Source organism: Candidatus Villigracilis saccharophilus (genome assembly GCF_016711665.1).
Map to the genome: position 1 here is coordinate 21,253 of NZ_JADJSO010000060.1, position 11,460 is coordinate 32,712.

Annotated in this window: 18 protein-coding genes and 1 pseudogene; 14 read left to right on the forward strand and 5 right to left on the reverse strand. The window is 46.4% G+C overall.

Going from position 1 to position 11,460, the window contains the following annotated elements; genetic code table 11:
- Window positions 1-3 precede the first annotated feature (3 nt).
- From IPL17_RS19215 to IPL17_RS19280, 14 genes and pseudogenes are all read left to right on the forward strand, one after another.
- Window positions 4-156 (forward strand): annotated as a pseudogene (locus IPL17_RS19215) (ATP-binding protein); the annotation flags it as partial.
- Between the two features lie 326 nt (window positions 157-482).
- A complete protein-coding gene (locus IPL17_RS19220) occupies window positions 483-1,703 on the forward strand; it encodes a response regulator (RefSeq protein ID WP_345308702.1) in 1,221 nt (406 codons plus the stop codon).
- A gap of 120 nt (window positions 1,704-1,823) precedes the next feature.
- Window positions 1,824-2,555 (forward strand): family 16 glycoside hydrolase, encoded by a 732-nt coding sequence (locus tag IPL17_RS19225; protein ID WP_345308703.1) that lies wholly within the window; start codon window positions 1,824-1,826, stop codon window positions 2,553-2,555.
- Between the two features lie 34 nt (window positions 2,556-2,589).
- Window positions 2,590-3,321, forward strand: a complete 732-nt coding sequence (locus IPL17_RS19230) for a hypothetical protein (RefSeq protein WP_345308704.1) — start codon at window positions 2,590-2,592, stop codon at window positions 3,319-3,321.
- A gap of 12 nt (window positions 3,322-3,333) precedes the next feature.
- On the forward strand, window positions 3,334-3,783 hold the full coding sequence (locus IPL17_RS19235) for a carboxypeptidase-like regulatory domain-containing protein (protein WP_345308705.1): 450 nt from the start codon (window positions 3,334-3,336) through the stop codon (window positions 3,781-3,783).
- Between the two features lie 293 nt (window positions 3,784-4,076).
- Complete coding sequence (locus IPL17_RS19240; RefSeq protein ID WP_345308706.1) at window positions 4,077-5,033, forward strand: PAS domain S-box protein; 957 nt, start codon at window positions 4,077-4,079, stop codon at window positions 5,031-5,033.
- A 61-nt stretch (window positions 5,034-5,094) separates the two neighbouring features.
- Window positions 5,095-5,604 carry a PAS domain-containing protein gene (locus IPL17_RS19245; protein WP_345308707.1) on the forward strand — a complete coding sequence of 170 codons (510 nt, stop codon included), beginning with the start codon at window positions 5,095-5,097 and terminating at the stop codon, window positions 5,602-5,604.
- Window positions 5,520-6,074, forward strand: a complete 555-nt coding sequence (locus IPL17_RS19250) for a PAS domain S-box protein (RefSeq protein WP_345308708.1) — start codon at window positions 5,520-5,522, stop codon at window positions 6,072-6,074. Before IPL17_RS19245 ends, IPL17_RS19250 begins: the two co-directional genes overlap by 85 nt.
- Entirely contained in the window at window positions 6,025-7,272 is a 1,248-nt protein-coding gene (locus IPL17_RS19255; RefSeq protein ID WP_345308709.1) for an ATP-binding protein, read from the forward strand. The genes IPL17_RS19250 and IPL17_RS19255 overlap by 50 nt, the downstream gene beginning before the upstream one ends.
- A complete protein-coding gene (locus tag IPL17_RS19260) occupies window positions 7,215-7,370 on the forward strand; it encodes a hypothetical protein (RefSeq protein ID WP_345308710.1) in 156 nt (51 codons plus the stop codon). Before IPL17_RS19255 ends, IPL17_RS19260 begins: the two co-directional genes overlap by 58 nt.
- Window positions 7,343-7,597 (forward strand): hypothetical protein, encoded by a 255-nt coding sequence (locus tag IPL17_RS19265; RefSeq protein ID WP_345308711.1) that lies wholly within the window; start codon window positions 7,343-7,345, stop codon window positions 7,595-7,597. The genes IPL17_RS19260 and IPL17_RS19265 overlap by 28 nt, the downstream gene beginning before the upstream one ends.
- Window positions 7,598-7,635: 38 nt before the next feature.
- Window positions 7,636-7,851 carry a response regulator gene (locus tag IPL17_RS19270; protein ID WP_345308712.1) on the forward strand — a complete coding sequence of 72 codons (216 nt, stop codon included), beginning with the start codon at window positions 7,636-7,638 and terminating at the stop codon, window positions 7,849-7,851.
- A gap of 89 nt (window positions 7,852-7,940) precedes the next feature.
- The gene (locus IPL17_RS19275) at window positions 7,941-8,114 is read left to right on the forward strand and encodes a hypothetical protein (RefSeq protein WP_345308713.1); all 174 of its coding nucleotides are present in this window, start codon (window positions 7,941-7,943) and stop codon (window positions 8,112-8,114) included.
- 23 nt (window positions 8,115-8,137) lie between these two features.
- Window positions 8,138-8,335, forward strand: coding sequence for an Hpt domain-containing protein (locus tag IPL17_RS19280; RefSeq protein ID WP_345308714.1), 198 nt, complete (start codon window positions 8,138-8,140; stop codon window positions 8,333-8,335).
- Window positions 8,336-8,628: 293 nt separating this feature from the next.
- On the opposite strand, the gene IPL17_RS19285 is transcribed toward IPL17_RS19280, so the two are convergent.
- The 5 genes from IPL17_RS19285 to IPL17_RS19305 form a co-directional block, all read right to left on the reverse strand.
- Complete coding sequence (locus IPL17_RS19285) at window positions 8,629-8,823, reverse strand: hypothetical protein (RefSeq protein WP_345308719.1); 195 nt, start codon at window positions 8,821-8,823, stop codon at window positions 8,629-8,631.
- Window positions 8,784-9,167 (reverse strand): hypothetical protein, encoded by a 384-nt coding sequence (locus IPL17_RS19290; protein WP_345308715.1) that lies wholly within the window; start codon window positions 9,165-9,167, stop codon window positions 8,784-8,786. The genes IPL17_RS19285 and IPL17_RS19290 overlap by 40 nt, the downstream gene beginning before the upstream one ends.
- A gap of 159 nt (window positions 9,168-9,326) precedes the next feature.
- Window positions 9,327-9,605: a hypothetical protein gene (locus tag IPL17_RS19295; protein ID WP_345308716.1), complete on the reverse strand. Its 279-nt coding sequence runs from the start codon at window positions 9,603-9,605 to the stop codon at window positions 9,327-9,329.
- Between the two features lie 1,039 nt (window positions 9,606-10,644).
- Complete coding sequence (locus IPL17_RS19300; protein ID WP_345308717.1) at window positions 10,645-10,821, reverse strand: hypothetical protein; 177 nt, start codon at window positions 10,819-10,821, stop codon at window positions 10,645-10,647.
- A gap of 159 nt (window positions 10,822-10,980) precedes the next feature.
- On the reverse strand, window positions 10,981-11,184 hold the full coding sequence (locus IPL17_RS19305; RefSeq protein WP_345308718.1) for a hypothetical protein: 204 nt from the start codon (window positions 11,182-11,184) through the stop codon (window positions 10,981-10,983).
- Between the last annotated feature and the right edge of the window lie 276 nt (window positions 11,185-11,460).

Below are 11,460 nucleotides of genomic sequence, written 5' to 3' on the forward strand. Positions count from 1 at the left end.
CCAGCGATGAGTCAACTACAATTATCCGCACGTACCTATCACCACATTCTGAAATTATCACGCACAATCGCAGACCTTGCGGGGAGCGAAGAGATACAATCCACGCATTTGGCAGAGGCGCTGCAATATCGTCCGAAGATCATGATGGGAGCTTAGATTCGATTTGCGAATTTCCAGTTACCCGCCTTGCATGAACTTACACAAGATCATGTATTCAGCGTGGGACCACAGACGCGGGTTAGCGATCCAGAATTTAAACAATCAAATTTCGAACGCAAGTGATGTCGAAAGTTCCCGTTATAAAGTGAATGAAGATACTTCCACTGTCTACAGTCTGTGCCTGGGCTGATCCCCAATGGAAGTCGCTGAAAACAAGCATTGACATGAAAGTGTTAGGATTCAGGGCTGAAAAACATTACCCTTGGTACGTTATAATGTAGCGTGTTTCGAGTTCCATCAACATCTTGATAAAAGGAGTTGCCATGTCTGCAAAAATTCTTGTTGTGGATGATACCGAGCTAAACCTAAAAATGGTTGGCGCGATTCTTTTGAAAGATGGCTATGAAGTAATAACGGCCCGAAGTGGCAATGAAGCGTTGGAATTAATAAAAGTGTCCCCTCCTGCGTTAGCCATTCTTGATGTAATGATGCCAGACATGGATGGTTACACACTTTGTAACCGCCTTCGCGAGAATTCAATTACAGCAAAAATACCCATTATTATTCTAACGGCATTAAGCGGCGTTGAAGATAAAATAAAGGCATTTGATTCGGGGGCCGATGATTTTTTGGCAAAACCATTTGAACCACAGGAGTTGCGGGCCAGAGTAAAGGTTTTATTACGGCGGGTTTCAGAAAACAAATCTGTACAAACCAGTGAAGTATCAGGAAAAGTTATCGCAGTGTTTTCATTACGCGGGGGAGTGGGAGTATCCATGCTTTCATCAAATCTAGCCGTATCGTTTTCTCAAATTTGGAAGACCCCTACAGCGCTGGTAGATCTGGCATTCATGAATGGCCAAAGTGCTCTTCTTCTTGATCTTCCTTTGCGCAATACCTGGGCTGATTTAATTCGTTCCCCCGCAAAAGAAATGGATATGGATCAGATCAACTCTGTCCTGCTTCGGCATGATGCCGGGGTACATGTTCTTGCATCACCACGCCGTCCTGAAGATGCGGAAGGTATAACTGGAGAATATGTTCAACGCGCAATCGAGCTGCTCCGTACTTATTATGAATATATCATTCTGGATCTGCCGCATGATTTTACAGAGACCACGCTAGCCGGTCTGGATATGGCCGATCAGATTTTACTCATGCTGACTCCTGAAACAGCATCTGTCCGTTGTGCTGCGAATGCTTTAGGAACCTTTGAGAAGCTTAATTACCCGGAGAATCGCACCACTCTTATCTTAAATTGGCCATTCAAGGGAAAAGGGTTGCCTCGCGCCGGAATTGAAAGTGCTCTCAAAAGAGAATTAGGCGTGGTAATTCCTTATGCCGGAGATGCTGTGGTTGCTTCAATTCTCTATGGCAAGCCATCTGCCTTGCAGACACCTCTTGATCCACTGGGAGCATTTCTTGAAGATCTTGCCTATCTATTCAGCAAGGAAGATCATAAAAAGAGCCCACCGGAGAATACCGGTGAAGGACTTAAGCGCGTGAAAGACCGCCTGCAAGCCCGGCAGGACAAGCCTTCATAGTTCATGCTTATACTGCGCCCGCAGGTTTATTTCAGATAAAACTTGGAATCACAAATCTGCGCGACAACCCATATATATATTGTCCGAGGACAAAAAAGAAATGGCTGTTCGGAGATAACAATGAAAAATGGTTCGCGAATTTTTTCGGAGCGGTCTTTTCAGGATGGGCAGGGACTTGTAGAGTATGGATTATTGCTGGCGCTCATTGCCATAGGAATTGTCCTGGTCATGAGTTTGACTGGTGTTTCAATATCTGATCTTTATTGCCGGGCCTCAAATGCAATCAGCGGCGACACGGCCTGCAAGGGACTCGCAACCTACTGTCAGGATAATTTTGATGGAAATACAAGCGGCTGGCAGAATGTATTGTATTCAAATCCAACTGTGCAGAATGGTCAGATGTGCCTGCCAAACGCCATGCAAGCTTTGAATAAATGCTCCACCCAAATGACGCAATCCGATTATGTTGTTAACCTGAACGGCGTGACATTGTCCAGTGGGCCGGGCTATGGTATTTTCTTCCGCAGCAGCTTGAACAGTAGCAAGCAGATGAATGGCTATGCCCTTCAATATGATCCGGGTTTGGGTAACTATCTTGTCATTCGCAGGTGGGGCAATGGAAAGGAAGTAAACCCGCCTGTCGCCAAGGTCCCGATCAACTCAACAATCTATAATGTTCCGCATGATATTAAAATTGTTGCTAAAGGTGATACGTTTACAGTCTTTATGGACGGTGTCCAAATGATGACTGCCCAGGATAGCACCTATCCAAGCGGCGGGGCGGGACTTCGCACCTGGGGTAGTAACACCTCTGCCTGTTTTAATGACTTTAGTATCGGTCAGGTGCCGTAAAAAAAGAAATCCAAGATAGTAATTAGAGATGATCATGAAAAAAATATCAAGAAATTTTTCAAAGCTGATTATCCAAGAGGGTCAGGGATTGATAGAATATGGATTGTTGCTCGCGCTGATTGCCATAGGAATTGTCCTTGGCATGAGTTTGGCTGGCGTTTCAGTATCCGACCTGTATTGCAAGGCCGTTAACGGCATTACCGGCGGCACGGGATGCAAAGCACAAATTTATTGTCAGGATAGTTTTGATGGCAGCATGAGCAATTGGCAAAATTTACAAGTGCCCAATCCGCCCCCCACAGTGGGGAACGGTCAGTTGTGCTTTTCGGGTGCGTTTCAAAGTTTCAATAAATGCTCCAACCAAATGCCGCAATCGGATTATGTCATTAATCTGAATGGCATTACGCTCACGCAGGGAAATGGCTATGGCGTTTATTTCCGTGACACCGTTGTCGGCTCCCAGGTTAGTGGGTATGCCTTTCAATATGACCCAGGCGCCAGCAACACCTTGCTGATTCGACGCTGGGCGAACGGGGTTGAGATTTTTAATCCGGTGATGGCACAGGTTCCAATTAATGCCGCGGTCTATAATGTCCCCCATGATTTTAAGATCGTGGTCAAAGGAAGTGTATTCACAGTTTTTATGGATGGAAAACAAGTCATGACTGCTAAAGATAGCACGTACCCAACTGGCGGCGCGGGACTGCGTTCATGGGATAGTACCTCCGCATGTTTAAATGATTTTAGTATTGGTCAGGTACCGTAATAGGAGATAACTATGCCACTCGATGATGCCCCCTCATTTGATCAATTTCAAAACGGCATGCCCGAACAACTGCCGAAGCCCACAGACCCCAACGTACGGGTCAAGAGATTTCGTATTCTGCTTCTTGTGCTTACCCTCATTGTCGCATTGATAGGTTTTTCCTCTGTCCTCAAAAATACGCGCACCCTTGAGAACCTGACAGCCACCGGTCTCGTGCGCGGACGCGTGGTGGATGAAAATGGTCAGCCTTTTCAGGGCGAGGTTTTCATCCTCGGCACCAAACTGATCACCGAAACCGATGCAGACGGAAACTTTGAATTAAGCCGTGTTCCCGCCGGAAACCGAACATTGGTTGTCGCAGATGGACTCAGTGGCCGCGCCTTCGAAATTCAAGTGGCCACCGCTTCCGAGCTTCAGATGGGCGAGATCCGTTTTGAGCCAACGGCAATGCCGCCCAATTAAAATCTATTACAGTAATGATGATATTGTTCCATGGATGTCCCTGGAGGCAAAATGGTCTGGTATAAAAATCGAGAGATGTATTTGTCTACTATTGTTGGATTTCTTTTGGGGTTTATGTTTATGTTTGCCGGTCTCTGGCTTGAAATGCAAAGGCAGAATCTCCCGTTTACAGTGTGGGCATATCTTTACCTGCATGCAAACCATTACGTTTTTTACCTTTTGGATCTTGCCCCTTTGGTTTTGGAATTTTATTCGGCTTGGTTGGGTTACAGCACAGTTCAAGATCAGTGATCTTGCAAAGTAAAAAGGAATGGGAGACTACATTTGATGCGCTCTCTGACCCGATCTTTGTTACCAATAAGGATGGAAGAATTAGTCGCTGCAACCACGCCGTACTTGATAGAATTAACCTGCCTTATATGAAGGTGATTGGCAGAGAGCTTACAGATGTTTTGGAAACAGGCCGGGAAAAGGACTCGGGCGAGGTTGATTATCCCGGTAGTGAATTTCCGTGGTTGGGTCGAATTTACGATATGGCGATCTATCCGATTCAAATGCCGGGCATGCCCGAAAACATAGTTTGTGTCATGCACGACATTACAGATCGTAAGCAGGCGGCTGAGCAGCTGCGTAAGCTTTCGCGCGCTGTGGAGCAAAGCGCATCCACAATCGTCATTGCAGATATCAAGGGGAACATTGAATATGCAAATAAAAAATTTACAGAGACAACCGGATATACCATTGAAGAAGCCATTGGGAATAATCCGCGAATCTTGAAATCGGGTCATACCTCAGCGGAGGAATATAAGATTTTGTGGCAAACGATTCTGGCGGGGAAAGAGTGGCGCGGCGAATTTCATAATAAGAAAAAAAATGGCGATCTGTATTGGGAGTCTGCGACGATCTCGCCAATATTTAACGAAGGCGGCAAGATAACCCACTTCCTCGCAGTCAAGGAGGATATTACTGCGCGCAAGCAAGCTTTGGATGCTCTTAGCGCTTCCGAGACCGAAATGCGCGCCATCTTTTCTGCGATGACAGATGTCATTATCGTATATGATTCAGAAGGCCGCTATTTAAAGATTGCGCCAACGAATCAATCCAGGCTTTCTCGTCCGTCTGATGATTTGTTGGGCAGGACCGTAACGGGAATTATTCACACCCGAAAAGGCTGCGTTCTTCCTCGAAACTATTCGTCACACGCTGGCAACGGGCGAGTTGACCAGTGTGGAGTACAGTCTATTCATTGAAAATAAGGAAACTTGGTTTTCTGCCCTTGTCTCGCCCATATCTTCAAATTCTGTGATTTGGGTGGCACGTGATATTACCGACCGTAAGCAGGCGGAAGAGAAAATAGCGGCCGAACGTAATTTACTCAATACGCTGATTAACAATATACCGGATCGTATTTATGTCAAGGATATGCAGGGACGCAAAAGCATTTCCAACATTGCAGACTGGCAGGCGTCACGCGGGAAGAACATGGAAGATGTGTTGGGTAAATCGGACTTTGATTTATACCCGCCTGAACTAGCTGAAAAATTTTGGGCTGACGACAAATCCGTTCTTGATTCAGGGATAGCGGTCATTAATCGCGAAGAACCCGGGTTGGATGGTCAGGGTAACCAAATATGGGTAATGACCACCAAAGTACCATTGAGAGATAGAAATGGCCACATCTTTGGGCTTGTAGGCATTGGCGGGATATTTCTGAACAGAAGAAAGCTGCCGCAGCTTTGGAGGAAAGGGAGGCGCGTTACAGCGCAGTCACACATTCAGCCAATGATGCGATCATTTCCGCCGACAGCGCTGGAAATGTGATCGGTTGGAATCGCGGCGCTGAGAAAATCTTCGGATATTCCGAAGCCGAGATCAGTGGTCAGTCGTTGACGCTGATCATACCGCCGCATCATAGCGCCGGTCATCTGGCAGGATTAGCGCGCATGCAGGCAGGCGGGAATCCTCATGTTATCGGTAAGACCGTTGAACTCGAAGCCCGTCATAAGAATGGTAGTGAATTCCCGATCGAGTTTTCACTGGCTGAGTGGCAGTTTGGTGATGATAAATTTTATACTGCCATTCTCCGTGATATTACAGATCGCAAAAGGATTACCAGTGATCTGGCGCGCGAGAAACAATACTTTGAATCATTGGTGCAAAACAGTCCGGTTGCGATCGTTGTGCTTGATAATGAAGAAAAGATCGTATCCAGCAATCCTGCGTTTGAGCAGTTATATGGTTATGCTGGTTCCGGAAATCCTTGGGACCAATCTGGATTCTCTGATCACTGATCCGAAAACATATCAAGAAGCATCCAGTTATACACTTGCTGTTAAGGATCAAGCGGTTCATGCCATATCAAAACGTAAACGCAAGGACGGCTCTCTAGTGGATGTTGAGATTTTTGGCGTGCCGGTATTTGTGGATGGACAGAAGACGGGTACACTGGCAATGTATCATGATATTTCGGAACTGGTAAGCGCCCAGCGCGAAGCCGAAGAATCCAACCGCGCCAAGAGTGAATTCCTCGCCAATATGAGTCATGAGATTCGCACACCCATGAACGGTGTCATGGGCATGCTTGAACTTACGCTGGATACACAGCTCAATTCTGAACAGAGGGATTATCTGCAAACATCGCTTCATAGCGCTGAGGCACTTCTATCCCTGCTCAACGATATTCTTGATTTCTCCAAAATCGAATCGGGCAAGCTTGATCTTGAAGCGATCAGTTTCAGCCTGCGCAATGCAGTTGAAGATGTGGCGTATACGCTTGCCAAACGCGCACACGAAAAGGGACTTGAGATCGCCTGTCTGATCGACCCGGAAATCACATCCAGTTTGCGCGGCGACCCCGGCCGCATCAGACAGATTCTGGTCAACCTTGTTGGCAATGCCATTAAATTCACACATCAAGGCGAGATCGTCATTCGCGCTGAAACTCTTGAACAGACCGAACATCACGCCACAGTCCACTTTTCAGTGCAGGACACAGGCATAGGCATTCCTTATGAACGTCAAGCCGCTGTATTTGAAAGATTTACCCAGGCTGATGGCTCCACCACGCGCACATACGGCGGAACTGGTTTGGGACTGACGATCTCAAAACAACTTGTTGAAATTATGGGCGGTAAGATCGGCCTGTATAGTACTCCGGGCATTGGCACCACATTCTGGTTTGACATCCAATTTGAGAAACAGCCTCTCGAGAAACGCGGAACAGCCCCGCTCGTATTTGGTCCCGTCAATCTGACACATGCGCGCATCCTGATTGTAGATGATAACCAGACCAACCGCATGGTGCTCACAAAGAATGTCGAGGCAGTGGGTTCTCGAGTAGATACAGCTTCCAGCGGCGCAAAGCCATTGAAGTTCTTCGCAATGCCCAACGCGCGGATGATCCGTATCATGTCGTTCTGCTGGATATGCAAATGCCCGGCATGGATGGAGAACAGACCGCCCGCGCGATCAAGAGCGATCCAGTATTGAAGGATATCAAGATCCTGATCCTCACCTCAATGGGGCAGCGTGGAGATGCAGTCCGCCTCGAAGCACTTGGATGCTCGGCTATTTACTCAAACCTGTAAAACAGCAAATGTTATTTGACGCCATTGTGGCCGTGTTGGGCCGCAAAGAAGAACCATCGCCGCGCATCATTACACGCCACACGATCTCGGAACAAAAGAAATTTGGCTTGCGCCTTTTACTGGCTGAAGATAATCCGATCAATCAGAAACTGGCAATGGTATTGCTGCAAAAAGCAGGGTACTCGGTGGATGCTGTGAATAATGGCTTGCAAGCATTGGAAAAATAAAAGTCATTCAATACAACCTGGTGCTGATGGATGTTCAAATGCCCGATATGGATGGATTTGAGGCCACGCAGCAGATGCGTACTTGGGAACAAAATAATGGCCAGCATATCCCCATCATCGCCATGACTGCGCATGCGATGAGTGGTGACCGCGATCGTTGCCTTGACGCAGGCATGGATGACTATGTCACCAAACCGCTTGAACCGCGCGTACTCTTCAATGCCATTGATCGTTGGACACAGGATGCCTCCTGAAAAAAATTCATCGGAACCTGTGAAGGATTTTTCTTCCGTTGAAAGAACTGTTTTGAAAGAAAATATTGACGATGATTGGGGTGGAGAAAATGCGTTTCCTATCGCGCCTGAGCCTGCTCCTGTTGTGCAATCAGATTCCCCCTGCCGATCAATTACCCGCCGACCTTGAAGGAGCTTTATACCGTTTTGACGGGGACCGTGTCTTTATGAATGAGATGTGCAAGGAATTCAGGATCATTTGCCTGATCGTATGTAAGAGTTGAGGTCTGCATTGCAAGCAGAGGATATGGAAATATTGGGAAGGTATGCTCATAGCCTAAAGGGAATATCCTTGAACTTCAATGCTGGACCAATATCCGCTCTGGCCGCAAAACTTGAAGCATGTGGAAAACAGAAAAAAAGTAGCGAGGCCTCGATGCTTGTTGAGCAGATCGAAATTGAAGGCATGCGTTTGCAGGAATATCTTTCGCAGCAATTGGGCTGATTTTGTACCAAAACTATCGTTCTATTGATATTCATCCAGAAATGAATGGATGTCCGATACGTGCCCATGCACAGCACATGGAATAAGCAGAATTTTGTTCGTCGAATTCCATTTTTATTGTCACCTGCTCCAAACACAAATCAGGCCAGCACGGCCTGAACAACCTCAGAGATCTTCTCTTCAGCGTTGGCCGGCACAATGAAGATCAATTCATGACGATCCGGCTGCGCCGCTAATTCATCAGCAAGACGCCCCGTACCGCTCAGAGCGATAACCCACGGCTATTCGCAAACTCAGTTCAATATCTTTGCGAGAGACCTCTCCCCGTTGATCAATATCGTCACAGATTTCTGCCCGTTGGACAGGAGGGTTGCCGCATTCGTGATCCATGGAGATTCATCTCCAAATTGATTACCTGGGACAAGTATAAAATGAGAATAATAAGGTGCTAGTTGCCAGCGCTTTTTCCCCCACCATAAAAATTTGATACTTCGAGGGCCATCAGGCCAGTCACTAAGTCTTCAAGTGTTATTCCTACCAAAGAAATTTCCAATGGTTTTGCTAGCGTATCATTCAATCTCAGCCATAACCCCATGTTCGTTCCCCCGCAAACGATCAACGCGTTCATGTCCTCCGCAGCTCTGGCAATTGAGTGGATGGCAAGGCGGGTCACAACTGCTTGTTCTTCATCAATATTCCCACCGATCAGAACAATAACCGGATAATTTTTATCCAACCCCAATTCAGAGACCGCCCGCACAAGGTCTGAAGGTTGGTCTGGAAAGACGCAGAGCGCCTGTTGATTTGGAAATCGAATTGTTTGTGTACGCACCGTGACTCACTTTCATGTATTTATTACATGGTTTGAAAAAGTCAAACCTTCCATATACGATTTTTCTACAAAACTCCACTGCGCATTAATAGCGTTGATAGTTCTTGTTGCATTAAGAATGCGAACCATACACGCTCAAAAATTATGGAAGACTTTGACTCAATACTCAGTCAGATCTCTGCAAGCAATAATGAGCCAACTCGATTCATACATCCTGTTATGTGCTAAAAATCGTTCCCGAACTTTCGCCCGGGAAATCTGGTGATCTGTCATTTTATCCATGGCTTCAATGGCAAGGATGTTTCCCTTGAGTCCTTCATGCACAATGCGTTTTTCGAGCTCACCTTTTTGCTTCACCGACCCAAATATCTGAATGGTGTCCACATCGCGAAGATATTCAATGACCTTTGTCGTAGTAATCATTAAGATGGTTTCCAAAATTGACGATCCCGCACATCTTCAGTCGACCCGACTCTGATGCGTCACCGCTCGAAAAGCGGACATGCTTATCCATACCGGACACAATCCTTCTGCACTTCTTCACCTTCGTCAGTGATCAGTACGATGACAGCCTTGCGATGGTCGATCCATAAACCTGCTTGTTTATTCATGAGATTTCTCCTTGTAAACTTTATTCCGTAGTTTTACCGTCGAATTGTTCATCATCTTTCTCGGCTTCGGCGCGGGTCCGATGAATAACTCCGTCGCGGTGATTTGGCGGTGAATAGAGTGTATAGAGTTTCATTGGAGTCGTGGCGGACATTAATGTTGTGATTTCGTCCCGGCTGGGACAAGCACCGCAAAGCCGCGCTGATCATCTTGCGAATGCCATCGAGAACTGCTTCGCCTACTCCTTCCTCCACACGAAAGAACTGATCAAGCTGTGCACTTCCATTCCAATTTCCTCTTTCGGATTCAACGCCATAACTACGAGCTGACAATTTTTAGCCGTATAAAGTGCCTGACGAAAATTCTCATTCTTGACGGAGATACTTTCGATATTTTTGTACGTAACCTTTCATGATAATTCCTCCAATTGATTTAAAATTCTTCCGCTTATTAAGCGACAATTTACAAAGTCGGCTGGAACGCGCGGCTCTGCTGGTTTTGGCACCTGGTGAAATTTGCTATATGTAAAAAAGAATGGATAGGCGAGCAATGTAAGCAGATCCATAACTATAAAGATCAAATTCAGTTTCACTGTTATCTCTCCTTGATCACGCTAAAACGATAAACTTCACATCGAAGCCAGAGGACTTCGATCTAAATCCAAACTTCCACACTTTCCTTTTCTATCTTTTTTATTCGATCCATCAGACGGTTCTCTTCGCTCCATCCTTGCTGAGAGCCGCGCCGGTATCTTTTACAAGTGTCTGCACTGACGAATTTTTGTTCGCGTGCGCATTGACATTGGAAGACAATTTAGATTTTTAGGTTTGCGTTGACTAACACCTTTATGTCCCATGGTTTCTCCTTTTTAGATCATGGTGTACTTTTTACTATCCAGCCGAATCATCAGCAGTTTCCTGAGGCGTTTGATCCTTTGATGATCGACCTCACAAGTTCCGGCCACCCGTTTATTGAATTCCTCTTCATTTATCACAACGATCTCAGGCAGGGCTTTGGCAGGCTGCGGCGAGGCCAAACCCATCATCTGAGCTTTATATCGTCAAAGATCTTCCAAAAGCACCCACGCCTTCATGCACGCGCATGATCATCATGCCGCAACTTCCACAGGCGGAACGAGCGCAGACTGATGCGCTTTGTCATACACAACCCGAACTCGAATTTGCCATCATCAACAAATGGAAAATCAATCAACGCTAGTAATTTGCCAAGCTGGCTGCGTCCTGTGATAAAAGCGTAACGAGACCATCACCATTGCAGACACCACTTGTAATTTCTGCAGTCCATTTGCGAGGTCATGCAGCAAACGCGGATCAAAATAATCACTGGAAAGGAATGGAGGTTGGGTGGCGATATATTTGTTGTTGAGGATGCCAAAGAGGACAACCATCCCGCATCAGGATCTTGTGTTAACCGCCAGCGTTTCAAATCGCGGCAACAGCCCCGGCATTTTGCCAGGACGGTTGCTACCCTGACCTAACACGCCGGGTTTTTGAACGGAATTATGCGGGCTCAATTGTCTGCGTTACTATCTTCATCCTTTGACGCTATCCATCAATCTCTACCCTTGACTTCGTCGACCCACTTTTGCACCTGATCACAAGTTGTGACTTGATAACTGTTATCAATAACATCACTTTCCACATACGGCAGCATATCATCATGC